Raw genomic sequence first — 17,539 nt, 5'->3', positions numbered from 1 at the left:
CCATCCGCATACGACATACAAAACCCTGCACTTTCAGTGCAGGGTAGTTTATTATTATCAGGGCGTGGGCGAGGAACTTGCGAAACCCTGGAGCGAACTTACGACATCGGGCCCGATGCTCAGTGCAGCAAGTGCGTGGCGCTACGTGACGTCGCAGAGCGGCGTGCTCCCGTACGACGACATCGATTCGCTGGTGTGGTACCAGGTGAATACGCTTGGAACGGCCGGTGCGCTCGTGAAGAGCGTGGGCGCGATGGGGCTCAAGACCAATAACGGCTGGGGCGAGGTGATTGCGGGGAAGGCCGCGACCGATTCCGACAAGGACGGCATGCCGGATTACTTCGAAGAGGCGATGGGTTATGACAAGTCAAAAGATGACGCGATGACCAAGGAAAGCGATGGCTACGTGCGTATCGAGAAGTATATCAACTGGCTGGGCGCCATGCATGCGACGGCTGCGGGCGGCAAGTCTCTCGATTTTGACCTGCGCACGATTACGCGCGGGTTCAAGGATGTATCGCCGACCTACAGCGTGTCTGCTGCGGAGAACGGGACAGTGGAACTTGCGGGTGACGGCTATACGGCAAGGTTTGCGCCCAAGGCGAATTTCAGCGGGCTTGCTTCGTTCAAGTACACCGTGAAGGGCAACGACAATACCGAATATACGGGCCGCGTCGAGGTGCTTGTGGAAAAATCTGCCGGCGCAGATACTTCGACTGTGCAGCCGCAGGACACGACTGCGCGCGATACCTCCGAGACCGACACGACGTCCATTGTCGCGGGTGATTCTACGGCGACGGATTCGACAACCGTGATACGGGACCTCCGTCGTGCACGCCCTGCCGATATGCGCGGGGCTGCGCATAAAAATTATCGCGACCTGAAGGGCCGTCGCTTCGACAGGCAGATCCCTTACAGGGTAATGTTCTAGGTGCTATTATTCTTGTGCGCGGGGTTCCATTTCGTAAAATGTTTCCGGGTATCCGCCTTCGTATGCCCAGTGAGCCATCAGTTCGATTGAACTGCCCTTTAGACCGAGCGCGGTCGCTTGTTTTGCGAGAGAATCGGCCGAAATTTTCAAGAACCAAGTGCCAGTAATGTCGTGATTCGTGATGAGTTTCGGGAGAGTTGCTTCGCCGCGACCTTTCGAAATTTGGTTTGCGGTTTCGTTCGTGCGCACGAATCCCGATGTGACATATGAGAATTCTTCTTCGGTTTTGGCGGCAAAGTGTTGCAATGAGTCCGCTCGATGAATAGGTGCTGAAATCGTCAACAACTGCTCCGGAGCTGATTCCTTGGAGAGAATCTGCTTTTGTCCATTCCGAAATAGAAGTTGCCGTGGAATCGCCCTCGGCGGGGGAAGTTAACCCACTTTCGGGCGTTTCCGAGCAACCCCAAAACATACCAGCGATAAAAGAAATCGCTATAATACCCGAGGAAATTCTGTGCATACGCACCTCCATCGAGTAAGCATCCGTAACCAATTTCAATATAAGCTTAATCTATAAGAAAAAATATGTACAAAATATTTTACTGTGGACAAATGTGTCCACACGAAATGTACGCTTGTCAAAAGAAGCTCCCCGTTCAGGGAGCCTCTTTGTTTGGTTTAAGAAGATTTGTGATTTTACTTTACCTGTACGGTACTTGTCTGGACCATGTTTCGGCCACGGATGATGGCTATGTACTGGCCCATCGGAAGGTTTTCGAATTGCACTTGTCCGTGATTCTGTGAGAACACCTTTTGGGAAATGACTTGCCCCGTTGCAGAAACGAGGGTGACATGGGATTCGTTTAGGAAATTTCCCTCGACAACGATATTTTTACCTTGCGCGTAAATTCGATTTGTGTTAAACTTCAGATTTTTCGCCGTATTTATCGCGTCGGAGCTGTCAGGCACTGTGGAACAGTCTTTACATGCGGTGTCACCTACGGCGTACAAGGGCGCGAGTGCCTCGGCCCACAGGTGATGCATGGCTTGGCCGCCCTTCGTGTCGCCATTCGGGTGAACACCGTCGCTCGCGAGCTGTTCCGGATGCTCTTTGAAGTAGGCGTAAAAATCGGGACCCGCGGGAAGATTATTGTCTTTAGTTAATTTGTCTATAGCATCTAGATAGGCGGGATCAATTTGCCAACCCGCCTTGTCAGGGTCCGTTGCAATAATCTTTGCAATGATAGGCGTGATTCCGTGAGCCTGTGCAGAGTCGATAATCGTCTGCATGTTGCTCACATAGGTGTTCAGGTTCCAATCGCCACCGCCCCAGGCATCGTTGGTACCCATTTCGATTGCCCAGAATTTGACGTTGCCAGCGTATTCCAGGTATTCGTTCAGGTGTTCCACGACCTCGGTGCTGTTGATGCAACCAATGCCTCCGCGCAACATGGCGGGCGTGTATTCGGGGAATCGTGCGTGGATGAGCTGCGCCGTGGTGGAATCGGTATCCTGCTGCTTGATTCCCATCTGGCTGATGCTTGTTCCCATAAAGAACCAGGTGTCGGTGCCGCCATTGCTCATATCGAAGGCTTCGATTTCAAGAATCTGGCCCACATCGCCTTCGCTTGCGAACTTGAACCAGGATTTGCCTGCAAAGTCGATGGTTACACCGCGTGCCATCACGGGGTTGTCCTGGATGGTGGCGGTCACTTCCCAGTCACCGTCGGTGCCGTCGGTGGAATTCGCCGAGGTCAAAATCTTGAAATTCGAGAGAGCGACGCCTGCGTGTCCGCAATTGCTCGTGAAGTCGGTCGCCCAGGCGCAATCGCCGAACGATTCCCAGTTGATCAACAATTTGGAAGGTCCTTCGCCCACGTTCAACGCGATTTCCTTGGCGCTGCTACTCTTCCAGTTGGTCAAGTAACCGTCCGTCAGGTAATCTGTCGTTGTGGCTCCTGTATGAGCTGGCAAACCGCCAGAAACCAACTTGTTCGGGGTAATCCCGTAAGAGGCGCACATTCCGCATAACAAAAAAGCTGCGGTTGTGCTCGCCATTTTTAAAGTAAAACAACCCATAAACACTCCAATTCAAATAAGCGACGCTCAAAAAATAAACTCCAACCCCCGTTGTGTATTCATTTTTTTCGCGTCGCCTTTAAAATTCGTTGAAACCGACTCAATAGTTATTTTTTGATGTATACCGCATTCAAGTTGCGTCCCTGGATTCTTTGACGCACGATGTAGCGCCCCTGCGGAAGTCCCTGCGTAGTGAGTCCCACATAGTGGCCGTTCATGTCAAAGATTCCGATGATTTCTGCGGCCCCGTAGAACGGCGACACCTTTGCAAGACGCGTCGTAGAGGTATCCTGGTTGGGTTTGTATTTGTCCCAGCCGGGCATGTCCTCGAGCGAAATAACACGTTCGTCACCCATGTTGCTCTTCCACACGGCATCCTTCGTCTGGCCGGGCCAGGTTCCGCTCCAGGTGCTGTACCACGGCATCCACCAGCTCCATACGGCCTCGTCGGTGTGCATGTTGTTCACGTCGGGAATGGGCCCGTTTTCGCTGAGTGCAAGAATCTTCGTGCTGTTCGATGCGCTCTTGAACTTGTCAAAAGAACTTGCGTTGCTGGAATGGTCATTGGCGCTGTTATAGATGTCGATGGAAAGTACGTCGTAGTATTCGCTGCCCGGATCCCAGGAGGTGACGGTAGAACCTTCTGGGTTGAATACCCAGATCATGTTCTTCACTCCCTTGACCTTCACCATGCGGTCAAATACCAGGCGGTAGAGGGCCGCAAAATGGTCGCCCGAATTGATACTCCACCAGAACCACTTGCCGCCCGCTTCGTGCAGGGGGCGGAAGATGCCTGCCACACCTTCTTTTTGCAATTCGAGGAAGTAGTCGGCGATGTGGTCGATGTCGGCGACAATTCCCTTGTAGGCCGCACTTTCGGTGTCCCATTCGGTGGTGCCGGGCTTGAAACCCGTAGAGAAGTCGAAGTCCGTGTATTCGCCGCCGTTGGCTGCGCTCTGGATGTAGAAGGCGTCCTTCTTGTCGAGCGGATCTTTCCAGTGCCAGGTGAATGCGGGGATGCCGCCAGCCTTCCAAAGGCCTTTTGCAATGGAAATCGCCTTGTCGGTGTATTCCATGTTCCAGCCTTGAGACGCGTTCGGGCCAGTTGCGAACAGGAAGTCGAGACCAACGAGCGCCGGGTACTTGCCCGTACGCGTGTAGATGTACTTAACGTCGTCATGGGTCTTGAAGTCGGCTCCCAACGTGAATCCGTTCATGTCGCCAGTCATAATGCCGCTAATCGTCTTCTTGCCGAAGTTTTCTCGTAAGAAACTGTAGAGCTTCACGGCGCTTTCGGTTGCGTTCGGGGTGACCGGGGCAGCGGAGAGCTCGAAGGGCTTTGATTCGTAGGCAGAAATGTCGATGTAGTCCACGTCGATCCAACCCCAGTATTTTTCGATAGCGACGGTATTTGCACCTGCCTTGAGCGTGACGGCCGTTGTGATGTCTGCCCATCCGGTCGTTGCCGCGAAGTCGATGGTGCCTGCGGTGGCGCCATTCACCTTGAGGTAATTTGCCTTGAAGTCGCCCGCCTTGTAATGGATGGTGAGCGTGTACTTGCCTGCGGTTTCTGCGGTGACTCCCGTGAAGGTGATTGAGCCTTCTTGGAGGCTTGCATACCCTGTGCCAGAGACGCCGCTGCTGTTGACAATTTTTGCTTCGCTAGATACGGTTGCCGATTCGGCTTCGTACTTGGTGGCGAAAGCTGTTGTTGCGAGGGTTGCCGCGAGAAAAACGGCTGTATTTCTTTTAAACATTCAAACTCCTTGATACACCATTGTGCCTTAAATTTATGTTCATGAAAGAGTTTCAGTAAGTTTTTTTTCGGCTGTGTGTGGACAAAAATGTCAACATGTCTTTAAAATTTTGATAAAAATTGATTGAAAAAAAATGAATATTTCAATAATAGAATCTATATTATTGGGGCTGGCCAACCATGTTCGCAAGAAATAAAATCAACATATACGACTACACCGACTACCGTAAATTTCTGCAGGATTTTTACGAACTCGAAAAGTCGCTTGATCCGACCTTCAGCTATCGGGTTTTTGCCGCTGCTGTGGACGTTGACGCAAGTCTCCTTGTAAAAATTTTACAGGGAAAGCGCCATGTGTCTTCTAAAGGCATTGAACCGTTCGTTGATTTTTTCCGATTCAAGGAGGCAAAGGCGGAGTACTTCCGTGAGACGGTTGCCTACGGCAAGGCTAAAACCGACGAAGAAGTGCGCAAGCATTTTGAGACGCTCCAGAAAATGCGCCCGGCGAGTTGTCGCGAGTTAGATGAGGCTCGGTACCGTTATTTTCAACAGTGGTACTACCCGATGATTCGTTCGGCTTTAGATGTGTTCGATTATCGTGGACCGCAAGATGCGGCTGCGCTCGGTGAAGCTTGTATCCCGAAGCTAACCGCTTCGCAGGTCGAGAAAGCAGTTGAGGCGCTGTTGCAGTTGGGGCTTGCCCGCCAACGCAAGGATGGCCGCGTGGAACCCACCGAGGCGCATCTCCGCACGCAGGAACACTGGCTGAGTGCCACCATTAGCGACTATCAGGGACGTATTGCGGAACTGGCACGAGATTCGATTGCATACATTCCGAAAGAAAAGCGCGATATCAGTACGCTTACCATGGCTCTCGACTCGAAACAAATCCAGAAAATCCGCGAAATCCTTGCAGAAACGCGAAAAGCCATCGTAAATGTGGTCAATACGATGCCCGCACAGATATGCGACAGTGTTTATCAATTAAATTTCCAGTTATTCCCGATGATGAAAAAGGAAGAGTGATGAGATTATTCCAGGAGTTTAGGAACAGGACGCTTTTTTGCATCGCATTCGGCCTCGCGTTGGCGGCGTTTTCGGGCTGTTCCGACAGCGGCCCTGAAACTGCCGGAGCCACGAGCGAGACGACAAACGGAATCGCCATCGTTGCATTCGACGGGGCGCACATGCCTATACCGCAGGCGCGCGTTACCTTGTATCAGCGTGCTGGTTTCACTCCTGTGGAAAGCCCGTCCGAAGATGTGAATATCCAGGGACAGTCGCAATTCCTCCCGTCTTATGTCACTGCAATCGAAACTGCCACTGCAGATGATTCCGGAATGGTGCAGTTCGGGACTGAACTTGACCAGTGCCAGAAGGCGAGGTGCTATGTCGAGGGAATTGCGGGCGAGGACTCCTCGCTGATGGTGTGGACGAAACTCGATGCGGCTGATTCTTCGACGAAGGAAGTCGAACTTCTGCCGTCCGTAACGCTTACGGTGCGTACCGGGGCTGCGGTCTCTGATTCTATAGTTTCGCGCAGTGTCGTGATGCTTGATGCGACTCCCTATTGGGCAAAAAATGATGGAAGCGATTTTATCTTCTCGCATGTTCCTGCGGGCCTATATACGCTTCTTGCGGATGATCAGCCCGTTGCCGCTGTTTCGCTTGACGCGGGGACTTCCGTCGATACGCTCGTGCGATTCCAGGAATTGACCCGCGAATACGTCTTCGAAGATTTTGACGATGGCGACAGCCTGAACAACTTGGCGAAGACCTACAAGAACTTCGGCTGGTACTACATGCCGCACAAGGGTGCTGTTTTCGAAAGCCCCGACAGTGCCGGCGGTTTTGCGGGTGCGCTTGTAGATGACGGTGCCGGCGGGAAGTATCTCTCGTTAAAGTATGCCGTTCAAGATACGGCCTATGTCATGCTCGGGACGCATCTTGGGCTTGATTCCGGTTACTACGATTTGAGTGCGCTTTCTGCCGTTCGCTTGAAAGTCCGCGGTGACTGCGATTTTGCTGTTGCGCTGGAACATTACCGTCAAATCGAGAATAACAACTATAACAAGGCTCTGTGGATGGTGTCGGCGAACGATGAATGGACCGACCTGGTCTTACACCCTGGAAAAGAAGTGTTGGACCGTGAGAATTATCAAGTTTCGTGGGGTGAAATCTCAAACGAAATCGGAATATTCAGCATCTTCATCTATAACGGTACCCGACTAGAAATAGACGAAATCGTATTCGAAGGAATTCAAATTATCGATTAACCAAATAAAGATGCCTCGGCGGATGCCGAGGCACTTTTGCTCCCTTTTGTATGGGGGAAAGGCTTTCGCCTACTTGATCGAAATCGGGTGGACGGAATTGCCGATGCGGAGAATGTAGCGGCCTGCCTGTGGTGCGCTCAGCTTAATGCTGCTTGCGTTTGCGGTGCCGGAACGTAGTGTTTGTCCGAGGATGTTCGAAAACGAGTAATGCGTACCGTTCTTGATGCCGGTGGCGATAATGTTCAAACCGTTGGTGTTTATGCGGTAATTCGCCTTTGCAATCTGCGTCTGGACGGCATTTGTGTTGTCGGGAATTTTTACAGGCGTGTAACCTTCGACGCTTTCGATGCACTTGATGTTTTCGATCCAAAGCGAGGTGTCGAAAAAGTCGTTTGTTACATTAAAGCGGAACGCGGTCGCCGCCGAAAGAACCGGGGTCAGCGGGAGTGCTGCCTGCCAGCCGTTGCTCATCATCCAGCCTAAATCCACGTAGACCGTTTCCCATTCCGGTGCATACGGCATTTCGACAAAGGGGTAGTCCCAGGCGCCTTCGCCAAAGACATCGATGCTGGCGTTCCAGTCGTAGTAGAGGATAAACTGGTGGTTCGCTCCCTTGTAGCGGTAACTTACCATTTTGCACTTGGACAAATCGGGTGCGCCGTCGAACGCGTATTCTGCGCGAATGTACGGAGCGTAATCGAAACCGGTACCGACGGTGTCAAGCTTCATGTTGTCCATTTTTACGGTAGTTTCGGTAGAGTTGTCGGTAAAGGAGGAATTTCCCTTGTCGCCCTGTTCGTCGCCGTAGTCGTCAATGTCGCTGGTGCTGCTCCACTTGCCCGGAATATCGGTGCCTGCACCGTATGTAATCAAGTTGGGCAACTTGTCGCTGATTTCGGTTTCCCAGTTCAGATTTTTCTGGTAAGTGGTCTTTGCGGGCAAAATGTTTTCTTTGATATAATTGTCGACATCGTTGTTTTCGAGGAAGGGTTTCTCGACATCCCACTTGGCACAAGAAATTTTCTTCTCGTTGGTCCATGCGAGGAATTTTTCAAGTTCGGTCTTGTGGGCTTCCTTGGTGAAGATTTCATCGATGCCGCCCCATTCCGTTACGAATACGCTAAGGCCGGCTTCCATCGCCTTGTTGGAACTGGACAAGTGGCTAGAAGTCTGGTGCAGGTTGGCGTAGAAATGGTAAGTATAGGCGACGTTATCGTCTTGTACGGGGGCAGCTACGGCATCGCCTGCCATAGAAGACCACATCGGGGTTCCGACGATTACCAGGTTCTTCGAATGTTTGCGGATCGCGCTGATGACCGTGTCGGCGTAGGCTTTCAGGTCTGCCCAGGATTCACTCACGGGTTCGTTGTAGATTTCGAAAATGACATGCGGGTACTTGCCGTAGCGTTCGGCCATGCGTCCGAAGAAGGCGGCGGCATCGTTTGCGGTAAAGCAGGTCTTGTTGTCGTTGAATTCGTACGTTGGCTTTGTTCCCTTATGGATGCAGTTGTAGTAACCGCCTTCGCTGTGCCAGTCGATCAAGACGTAAACATCGTTTTGAATAGCGGCTTGAACCACGGTGTCCATTTGCGATTCGAAATATTCGGGGCGGGTCATGTAGCTTCCGTGTCCCCAAGGCGGCACGACGCCCATGGCAGAGCGGACGAGTTCAACGTTCCAGGAGCCGACCAAAGTGTCGATAAAGGAACTCCCGTAAAAGCTGCTGCCGTACGGCCAGTACTGACTCCAAGTGAGGCTCATTCCACGAACCTGGACTTCGGCGCCGTCCTTGACGCCTTGCACGCTGCCGTAAATGCGGCCTTCGCCAGCGGAGTTCTTACCGCTTTGCAAAGCGCCGTATTGGCTAACGGGGCCAACGCGCGTGGGTTGAATGGTGGCGAACGCGCTGCTTGCAAAAGCGAGAGCACACAAGGCTGCAATAGCCATTTTTGTTCTTTTCATAAAGCATACTCCTATATGTGAAAATTTTAGAATCGCATTCCGAGGCTTGGCCACATGCTCGGCGAAATTCCGTCAAAGCGAATGTTGTCCAAGTAAATCTCCGCGTCTTCGGTTACCAAGATGTTGATGGTGTTGACGGCGATAAGTTCCGTGTCGAAATCGTCGGCGGTAAAAGAGAAGTGTTCCCATTCGTCGCCGAGAGTCACGAAACCGGTTTGATGGTAATCTCGCTTGCCGTCGTTGCCGCGCTTGGTGATTTGCAACGAAATTTTCCCGCTGCCCTTGGCGTCGAACGAAATGGCCGTGGCATTTCGTAAGTCGTAGAAAGCGAACATCTCGTCTTCGTCAAAGTCGTCGCCGATGGAGAATCCTGCGACGCCGTAATGGCCTTCTGTTTCCTGGTCGATATTGAAAATCAGGTGCAGACTGCTACCGCTCTTGGCGCTGTCGCCGGTAACGAGAATCTTGTCGCTGTCGATGCCTTCGACGACGCGGCTGTTCCCGCCTTGCAGGGAGTCGGTGCAAATAAACCACCAGCCTTGCCCAAAACTCTTGCCGATAAAGGTCTGCCTGTTTTTCCAATTTTCAAAGTCTTCGACAACGGTAAAAATGCTGTCGGCGATGTTGATGTGATTTGTCGTGGCGCCTTCGCTTAGGCCGGTTTCCATCTGGTAAGAGAATTTGCCAAAATAGCCTTCGACGAAGGCGTAGTGCACGCCAGCGGGCAAACCGCTGAATTCAAAGTATCCTTGTGCGTCCGTGGTGACGGTTTGGTCTAGAATGCTTACGGTTGCGTTCTCGACGGCCGTGCCGTTGTTGGTGATAAAGCCTTTCAGACTTTCGCTTTGGGCGATGGCGAGATTCTGCTCCGGACTGCGTTCCAGATCGACCCAGCGCATAATGGAGAGAGAATCTCCAGAGCGCATTTCGAGTAACTGGACGGGTGCCTTCTTTTCGCTCAGGGCGACGGAGTTGATCTTGAGAATGCCGTTGTCGTCAAGGGAGTCTTCGTAGGCGACAAGCATGGAATCCTCGTTTAATATCCATACGCGGGCGAACGCGTTTTTGAGGGGCGCTCCGTGATTGGTGGCTGTAACGATGCCTGCAATTTCGGTTTCGCCGGCGTTGCTGCCTGTACCGTTTGCGACAGAATTTTCATTTGTGCTGCAGGCAGTGAATGCGATGCCGAGGCTGGCCGCGAAAAGCGAAAGGGCGTGAATAAATTTCATTATCTGCCCTCCTTCACCTTGGCGCGGTTCACGAGCTGGAATCCGACGTGACAGACACGGTCAGGGTTCTTTTCTTCGCGGGACATGGCCAAAATCTTTTCGCGAAGCTTGGCGATTTCTTCGCGAACCTTTTCGAAACTTTCCTTGGAAAGGCTGCAGGTTACACTGGTGATGCTACGGTCATCGCTCGAGAACAGGTCGTAAACTTCGCTATTGACATCGAGATTCTTTAAATGGTATTTGCGCAGAATGGTAGAGCGCACACGGGGCGGCGTCGAGATGGTGGGTTGCTCGACATGGTAGGTTCCGTCATCGTTCAAAGAAACGAAACCGGCTTCCTTTAGGTACTTGATTCCGCTTTGCACTTGCGGGGCGCGAAGCGCGGGCGTGAACATCCGGCCGATTTTTTCGGCAGGGGTGTTTGCGGGGAGGAGCGGCAACAGGTCGCGCAAAACGGGGTAGTACCACTTCGAAAAGAACTTGAGGGCGGAATCCTGGAGCTCGTATTCCTGCTTGGTCGCGCGTACGGCGAGGAGTTTCTTGAGCAGGTTTTCGCGTTCGTCCATGTTTTTTTCGTTGCCGAAGCGGACTAGCGTCAGAAAGTATTCGGTTTCTTCGTCGAAAAGTCCCCAAGCCTTGGCGAGAGTCTTTGCGTTTGTAGTAGAAAGCGGACGGGATCCGTCCAGAATGCGGTTGAAGAAGGCGGAACCCGAGACTCCGGCGCTTTCTTGAATGGAACGGATGGACTGCCCTCTGGATTGCAATGCCTCCACAACGGCCCGGATATAATCCCGGTAATCAAAGTACATAAATACATTAATTATGGAAACATTGTTCATACATTTAAAAATAGATAAAATTTTGATATTGTAAAGTAAACTTTTATTATTGATTGATAAAAATACATAAATAATGGAAACAGAGCGGCGGATTTGACCATAGGCTGTGGACGATTCTTTGTTCAATAAACAGGCTTTTTTTTACAAATCGGCTCAAAATAGCGATATAAGTATTGTAGAACTGAATGTCCCCAACTTCGTTTTTTCTGGAGGCTTGTATGGCATCGGTTTTGGGTTTTCTCGTTGTCGCGGCGATCGTTATCGTCTTGGCCGTTATCGCCGTCAAGATTCTTATAGCGCTTTTGCCGGTTCTCCTGGTTATTGGGGGAATCTGCCTGGTGGTTTTTATTGTGAGTGGCGCAAGTGACGACGCAAATGGGGTTAAAAAGGAAATCGCGTATACCCAGAATACTGTTAGGCAGCATGTGGTCCAGTTCCGGGATGATATCCAGCGCGAATATCACGAGCAGATGCTTTCGATGACGCGGCATAAATCGGGCGTGAGTTTCAATATGCTCCGCCCTGAAATGGACAGCGTGATTTCGGTTGTTGCGAGCGTTTATCATACGGCCATGAATGACGACGAGTTCAAACCGCTCATTACGAGTGCAAATGATTACGAAGGTCATGCGGAAAGGTCTGCGCATTATGTGGGGGCGGCTCTCGACTTCCGCATCAAGGACATGGGCGACAGGGTAGACCGCGAAAGGCTTGTGCAGGCAGTTCGCGAGGAACTCGGTAGTCGTTTTGTCGTGCTGCACGAAGATATCGGGAAAGCGAACGAACACATGCATGTCCAACTGCGTAACGGCACCTACGACAGGAATGTCGTATGGAAATAAAATTTACCGTGTGATAGAGAAGTGTGTCTAATCGAACAATTCTTTAATCGTGGTAACCTTGAAGTTGTCCTGATTCTTGATTTTCTTTTTAACTCCAGACGTGATGCCTTTGCGTGTGAAAATCCAGAAATAAAGGTTGTCGCGTTTGATGCATGGTGCGCTTGCCTGCAAATTTAAAAGTTCACTTTCGTCAAAAGGTTTTTCTGTGTATTTGCATTCGCAAATAATTGCATTCTTTTGGTCTTGAACAACAATGTCGATTTCTTCTTGCCTTTTTTCAACGGGATTGTTTCCCCACCAGCGGCCTATTTCTTCAGCAAAAAATGGTAACTCGCCGTTGTAGGATTTTTCTTTGATGTACTGAGAACACACTCTTTCAAAACGATGACCTATATAACCGTTTATGTTTTCAATGGTGAATTCCCGATCGTAGTAAATTTCAGGTGCGATCAATCCGTTCAGCATATTTAAATGTTTGTATATGAACCTGAAATAAAAGGCAAAATAGTTTTCCTCAATTGAATAGAGCGTATTGCGCGTTTTGCTTTTTTCACCAACAGGAATTTCGGTTTTGATAAATCCTAAGTTTTCAAGGACTTTCAAGTATTTCGCTATTTTAGCGCTGTCCCCATCGACTTTAGTCTTTATGTCATTTAGTGTAGATGCGCCCGAATTGATCGCGAGAAGGATGTTCTTGTAAAAGAGAGTTTCTTTGAGCTCCATACGGAGCAACGTATCAATTTCGTTGTATAGGTAACCCGTCGTGGAAAGGCATGTCTTGATGATGTTTTCGCGGATGGAAATCGAATCGTCAAAAAGTGACAGGTATAGGGGAATGCCTCCAAGAATAGAATAGACTGTAAGAACTTCCTCGTTACTGTATTTCGGGAAAAACTCCCTTGCTTCTTTGTAAGTGAATGGCTGTAATTTTAAATCTGCTGTTTTGCGGCCGTACAACGGTTTTGTTGAATTGTCGAACAAATCTTCAATAACAGAAACTTCGGAACTGCACAATATCAAAAAAATGTTCTTTTTTTTCAGAATGCGGTCTATGGCGTTTTGCAGCCCGAAATCGTATGCGGGGTTCGAATTGTATAGATAGGTGAATTCGTCAATGATGATGTTAATTCGTTTTGAAAACGAGAATCCGTCGATAAACGAGTAAACATCTTGCCATGTATTGAGTGCGTTAAGAAAGTCTCCTGTGTTCAAGACTCGTTTGAGCTCTGTACAAAAATTGTGAACGTTATCACTTTCGCTACCTTTGTCGGCTGTAAAGAAAACGGTATCCTTTTCGTGAAGAGCTGCAAACTGAGCCAAAAGAAAACTCTTGCCGACGCGTCTGCGGCCGTGCATGATGAGCATTTCGAATTTCTTCGAATTGTATAGATCTTTGAGTAGCTTGAGTTCCTTTTTTCGGCCGACAAACATGTTGTTTACTCCAGAGTTATTTACTTTAAAGTTATTTACTCAAGAGTTAATATAAATAAAAACTCGGACGAAAGCAACTCCCTACAGTTTTTTTTTGTACTTTTGACAAAAACGCCCAAAAACAGCCTGTATTTTTGAAAAAAAAACTTAAAATGACTTGTGTTTTTGACAACCCCCTTCCCCTAGTGTGACTTGGTCACAGACTTTTGGCCTCTCATTATCTAAAATATACCTGTAAACAAGAAAAAAGAGAGGTAAAACATGTCTGAAATGAATATCACCAAAAACAACTTCGAACAAGAAGTGCTCCACTCCGACAAGCCGGTCCTGATCGATTTCTGGGCTCCCTGGTGCGGCCCTTGCCGGATGCTTTCGCCCGTGATCTCGGAAATAGCTGAGGAATACGGCGACAAGGTCAAGGTCTGCAAGGTGAACGTGGACGATGAAGGCGAATTGGCAGCCTCGTTCAATGTCATGAGTATCCCGACGCTTGTGGTCGTAAAGGACGGCAAGGTGACGAATTCTGCAGTCGGTGTCCGCCCGAAGGCTCAGATTGTCGAAATGATTGGCTAATACATTTACTCCTTGGGCGCCTTTTTTGTATATTGCAAAAGAGGCGTTTTTTTTTTATGAAAGCAGCTCCGGTTCGTTTGATTGTTCCCAGACTCCCGTTCTGGCCGAAACTTTCGGCCGAAGAACAGGCGGTAGTGTCCGAGCGTGCTGTCGTCAGGCGCTTCGGCAAGGGGCAGCTCGTGAGCAGCAACAGCTCCGAATGTCTCGGAATTGTCTTTATTCTCGAAGGTGAAATCCGCGTGAGCATGACCTCGGACGACGGCCGCGAGGTTTCGCTGTACCATGCCCGCAAAGATGAGGTCTGCGTGTCTACGGCTTCGTGCGTGATTCGGCAGTTGACCTTTGATACGGCGGTGGTGGCCGAAAGGGATACTTCCCTGTTGGTGGTTCCGGCGATGGTCTGTGCGCGCCTGATGGAATCGAACGTGCATGTGCGCGCCTTTGTCTTCGAAAGTGAAACGGAACGGTTTTCGCGGGCGGTTCGTGCAATTCAGCTGATGCTGTTCAAGCGCTTTGACCAGCGGCTTGCCTGGTACTTGGTGTCGCGTTTTGAAGGGAGCGGCTCCGACGAAATCCGGAAAACGCAGGAAGAAATCGCCCGCGACGTGAATTCAGCCCGCGAGGTGGTGGCCCGTATGCTCCATGAATTTGCAGATAAGGGACTTGTCGAAATCAGACGAGGGCTCATCAAGTTACACAACGTGGATGGCCTTCGCAAGATTTTGTGATGAAATCGGGCGCTTATTCTCATAAATTATCGTAAAATTCGTTCGGGGTGCAGGTCTTGCGCCCTTAACTTTTGTATTTTTGTCCCGAATTTTGTTTATAGGTAGGTTTATTCTGCGCTTTCGCTGGCTGTTTTTATTTGCTGTGTTTGTAGGGCTTGCACAGGCCCAGCTTTTGGACATGTCCGAAATGTCCGAGAGCTATATGGTCGAAAATAAGATTCATAAGGTCAAGGTCGAAGGGACTGTCCACATGGACGATCGTGCGGTGCTCAGCCGCGTCGGCATTCGCGATGGGCAGAGCTATTCGCCGGCGGCCCTTACCGAAAAGGTTCAGTCTTCGGTGGCTTCCCTGTACAAGTCCGGGCTTTTTGACGACGTGACCGCCTGGATTGATTACGTGGGTGACGGCACCGATGTCGACCTCATTTTCAAGATTAAGGAACTCCCCGCGCTCGATACGGCCGTTTTCGAAGGTCCGGACGAGGTCTCGGAAGAAGACCTGAAGCTGAAGACCCGCCTGATTCCGGGCCAGGTCTACAGCAAGAGCCAGCTGGAACGCGACCGTCAGGCCATTTTGGAATACTACCGCTCCGAGGGCTATTTGCTCGCCGAAGTGGGCTACCGTGAAACTCCTGTCGACGAAAACAAGAATTTGGTGACCTTCATTGTCCGCGAGGGCGAAAAGGTCAAGGTGCGCCAGTTCGATATCCAGGGGAACGACAACGTGCCCGCCGAAGATATTATGGAACACATGGTCACGAAGCTCGACCAGTGGTGGGGCGGTGGCGAATTCAAGGAAAACATTTTCGAGGCGGACCGCGATACGGTGTTGAACGCCATCCGTCATTTTGGCTACCTGGATGCGGAACTGACTGAATACAGCGCTGAATACCTGCCGGACTCCACTTGCCTGTTCTATCTGGGCCGGATGGTTCCGCTCGGCGAAAATCTGGAAGTCCTCTACAAACAGTTGAACCTTGCCTTGGGTGACTCCGCGACGGCCCTCTACAAGATGGCAGGCAAGCCGACCATGCAGGCGACGCACTTCTTTAGGAATCATCGCGAGGTCGGTGAAATGCCTTGGGTGTCTAGACCTAAGGTGACGGTCAAGACCGAAGAAGACGCCTGGAACATGTTGAACGACCTGATCCGCTACGAAAGCGCCCGCAAGGAATGGCTGGATATCGTGGACGGACGCAAGTGGAAGAATCCGAAGATTGATTCGCTCCGCAAGATCAAGAAACGCTCGACTTACCAGGAAAAGCTCCTGGTCCGTTACATGATCGAGGATATGTTCCCGGCCTTGAACAAGTACGATAATATCAAGACCTCGAGTGCCATTCTGGTCCATATCCACATGATCGAGGGCCGCAAGTACTACATGGGCAGTCTGCATTTCTCGGGTAACGAAGTGCTGAACGACAAGATGCTTGCCTACGCCTTCCGTCTTGACAGCGGTGAAGTCTTTGACCAATATAAGTACGATGCCTCCCGCAAGGCGCTTCTGGATGCCTACCGCGAAGACGGCTACCTGTTCGCCCAGTACGAAGAAACCCGTACGTTCGAGAACGATTCGATTGTGAACCTGTCCTACAAGATGACCGAAGGTCTCCCGGCTCAGATCCACAAGGTGCATATCCACGGCAATACCAAGACGAACGAGAAGGTGATCCGCCGCGAAGTCCGCCTGTATCCGGGCGATACTTATCGCCAGTCCTTGCTGGAACGTAGTTTCCGTGAAATTATGCAGCTGAACTACTTTGACATGGTCGTCCCCGACATCAAGGTAGTGGGCGAGCAGGATGTGGACCTCGACTTTACCGTGCAGGAAAAGGAAGCGGGTACCGGACAGTTCAGCTTGGGCGTGTCTTACAGCGAAAGCGACGGTATCGTGGGTACGGCGAGCGTGTCTATCCCGAACTGCTGTATGGGTGACGGCCAGGCCGCATCGTTCAGCGTGGAATACGGTGCCGACAAGAAGAGTGCTTCCGTGAGTTTCCAGGAACCGTGGTTCCTCGACAAGCCGATTACCTTGGGTACGAGCCTCAGCTACTCTTGGTGGAATATGTCCAATTACGACGACCCCGATATTACCCGTTACGGCGGCAGCGTCTACCTGGGTAAGCGCCTCAAGTGGCCCGATGACTACTTCTATGGACAGATCGGTTACAGCTGGCTCATGAACAAGCAGGGCCCGAACATCGATGACAGTTACGTTGTCTATACCGGTGTGGAATCTGCCTTGAACTTCCGCCTGCTCCGCGACGACAAGAACCTGCCGCAGTTCCCGACTGACGGTTCTCGCTACGTGCTCGACGTTCAGTGGGCCGATGACGCCATCTTCAGTGACTTCGGTTTCGTGAAGACCGAACTTACGATCAAGTGGTGGTTCCCGCTGTTCCGCGACCGCCTGACGATTGCGCTTACCAACCAGTACGGTGTGATTTTTGGCGATCAGTTGCAGTACCGCACGCTCTACACCATGGGTGGCGTGATGGGCTACGAGGGCATGATGCGTGGTTACAGCTCGGGTTCTATTGGGTACCGCCGCTTGGGCCGCAGCTACCAGTATACGGGTGCTGAACTCCAGCTCGCTCTTGTGCCGCAGACATTCTACCTGTTGCCGTTCTTCTTTGACGCCGGTAACGTGTTCGGTGAACGCTACAACCCGCGCACCAAGGTTCCGAAGCCGAGCAGGAGTCCGCTCAGCGAATGGGATCCGACGAGCCTCAAGAAGGACATTGGTTTCGGTTTCCGCGTGATTGTACCGATGCTCGGTATTATCGGCTTCGACTTTGCCTGGCCCTTGGATGTGGGTGAAACCTATAGCGGTACGCAGCGTACCGAAGTGGGTGACATGCAGTTCAACTTCGTGATCGGCCAGGGATTCTAG

General features: G+C 50.9%; 14 protein-coding genes. 7 read left to right on the top strand and 7 right to left on the bottom strand.

Going from position 1 to position 17,539, the window contains the following annotated elements; translation table 11 throughout:
• A partial coding sequence (locus tag Q0P86_RS05490) for an Ig-like domain-containing protein (RefSeq protein ID WP_295037906.1) occupies nucleotides 1–931 on the top strand: 931 nt, incomplete at its 5' end.
• A 6-nt stretch (nucleotides 932–937) separates the two neighbouring features.
• On the opposite strand, the gene Q0P86_RS05485 is transcribed toward Q0P86_RS05490, so the two are convergent.
• From Q0P86_RS05485 to Q0P86_RS05475, 3 genes are all read right to left on the bottom strand, one after another.
• On the bottom strand, nucleotides 938–1,237 hold the full coding sequence (locus Q0P86_RS05485; protein ID WP_295037904.1) for a hypothetical protein: 300 nt from the start codon (nucleotides 1,235–1,237) through the stop codon (nucleotides 938–940).
• Nucleotides 1,238–1,627: 390 nt separating this feature from the next.
• The gene (locus Q0P86_RS05480) at nucleotides 1,628–3,010 is read right to left on the bottom strand and encodes a hypothetical protein (protein WP_295037902.1); all 1,383 of its coding nucleotides are present in this window, start codon (nucleotides 3,008–3,010) and stop codon (nucleotides 1,628–1,630) included.
• Between the two features lie 107 nt (nucleotides 3,011–3,117).
• Nucleotides 3,118–4,767 carry a glycosyl hydrolase gene (locus tag Q0P86_RS05475; protein WP_295037900.1) on the bottom strand — a complete coding sequence of 550 codons (1,650 nt, stop codon included), beginning with the start codon at nucleotides 4,765–4,767 and terminating at the stop codon, nucleotides 3,118–3,120.
• 179 nt (nucleotides 4,768–4,946) lie between these two features.
• Between Q0P86_RS05475 and Q0P86_RS05470 the strand changes: the two genes are divergently transcribed.
• Together Q0P86_RS05470 and Q0P86_RS05465 are read left to right on the top strand one after the other, a co-directional pair.
• Nucleotides 4,947–5,792 (top strand): TIGR02147 family protein, encoded by an 846-nt coding sequence (locus Q0P86_RS05470; RefSeq protein WP_295037899.1) that lies wholly within the window; start codon nucleotides 4,947–4,949, stop codon nucleotides 5,790–5,792.
• Nucleotides 5,792–7,042, top strand: coding sequence for a hypothetical protein (locus Q0P86_RS05465; RefSeq protein ID WP_295037898.1), 1,251 nt, complete (start codon nucleotides 5,792–5,794; stop codon nucleotides 7,040–7,042). Before Q0P86_RS05470 ends, Q0P86_RS05465 begins: the two co-directional genes overlap by 1 nt.
• A 69-nt stretch (nucleotides 7,043–7,111) precedes the next feature.
• On the opposite strand, the gene Q0P86_RS05460 is transcribed toward Q0P86_RS05465, so the two are convergent.
• The 3 genes from Q0P86_RS05460 to Q0P86_RS05450 are packed head-to-tail and all read right to left on the bottom strand — an operon-like array spanning nucleotide 7,112 to nucleotide 11,072.
• The gene (locus Q0P86_RS05460) at nucleotides 7,112–9,004 is read right to left on the bottom strand and encodes a glycoside hydrolase family 5 protein (RefSeq protein ID WP_295037896.1); all 1,893 of its coding nucleotides are present in this window, start codon (nucleotides 9,002–9,004) and stop codon (nucleotides 7,112–7,114) included.
• A gap of 26 nt (nucleotides 9,005–9,030) precedes the next feature.
• Nucleotides 9,031–10,233, bottom strand: coding sequence for a carboxypeptidase-like regulatory domain-containing protein (locus tag Q0P86_RS05455; protein ID WP_295037894.1), 1,203 nt, complete (start codon nucleotides 10,231–10,233; stop codon nucleotides 9,031–9,033).
• Complete coding sequence (locus Q0P86_RS05450) at nucleotides 10,233–11,072, bottom strand: TIGR02147 family protein (RefSeq protein ID WP_295037892.1); 840 nt, start codon at nucleotides 11,070–11,072, stop codon at nucleotides 10,233–10,235. Before Q0P86_RS05450 ends, Q0P86_RS05455 begins: the two co-directional genes overlap by 1 nt.
• A gap of 218 nt (nucleotides 11,073–11,290) precedes the next feature.
• Here Q0P86_RS05450 and Q0P86_RS05445 point away from each other — a divergent pair, with 218 nt between their 5' ends.
• Entirely contained in the window at nucleotides 11,291–11,914 is a 624-nt protein-coding gene (locus tag Q0P86_RS05445) for a hypothetical protein (protein WP_295037890.1), read from the top strand.
• A gap of 27 nt (nucleotides 11,915–11,941) precedes the next feature.
• Here the strand turns inward: Q0P86_RS05445 and Q0P86_RS05440 are convergent, their stop codons facing one another.
• Nucleotides 11,942–13,345, bottom strand: a complete 1,404-nt coding sequence (locus tag Q0P86_RS05440) for an ATP-binding protein (RefSeq protein ID WP_295037888.1) — start codon at nucleotides 13,343–13,345, stop codon at nucleotides 11,942–11,944.
• Between the two features lie 261 nt (nucleotides 13,346–13,606).
• On the opposite strand from Q0P86_RS05440, the gene trxA reads away from it, so the two are divergent.
• The 3 genes from trxA (at nucleotide 13,607) to Q0P86_RS05425 (ending at nucleotide 17,539) form a co-directional block, all read left to right on the top strand.
• A complete protein-coding gene (gene trxA / locus Q0P86_RS05435; RefSeq protein ID WP_295037885.1) occupies nucleotides 13,607–13,918 on the top strand; it encodes a thioredoxin in 312 nt (103 codons plus the stop codon).
• A 56-nt stretch (nucleotides 13,919–13,974) separates the two neighbouring features.
• Nucleotides 13,975–14,646 carry a Crp/Fnr family transcriptional regulator gene (locus tag Q0P86_RS05430; RefSeq protein ID WP_295037883.1) on the top strand — a complete coding sequence of 224 codons (672 nt, stop codon included), beginning with the start codon at nucleotides 13,975–13,977 and terminating at the stop codon, nucleotides 14,644–14,646.
• A gap of 178 nt (nucleotides 14,647–14,824) precedes the next feature.
• Complete coding sequence (locus Q0P86_RS05425) at nucleotides 14,825–17,539, top strand: POTRA domain-containing protein (protein ID WP_295037881.1); 2,715 nt, start codon at nucleotides 14,825–14,827, stop codon at nucleotides 17,537–17,539.

Origin of the sequence: uncultured Fibrobacter sp., assembly GCF_946062555.1 — a bacterium.
In the GTDB taxonomy this organism is placed as follows: Bacteria; Fibrobacterota; Fibrobacteria; order Fibrobacterales; family Fibrobacteraceae; genus Fibrobacter.
This window is presented reverse-complemented; position numbering and strand designations above follow the sequence as displayed.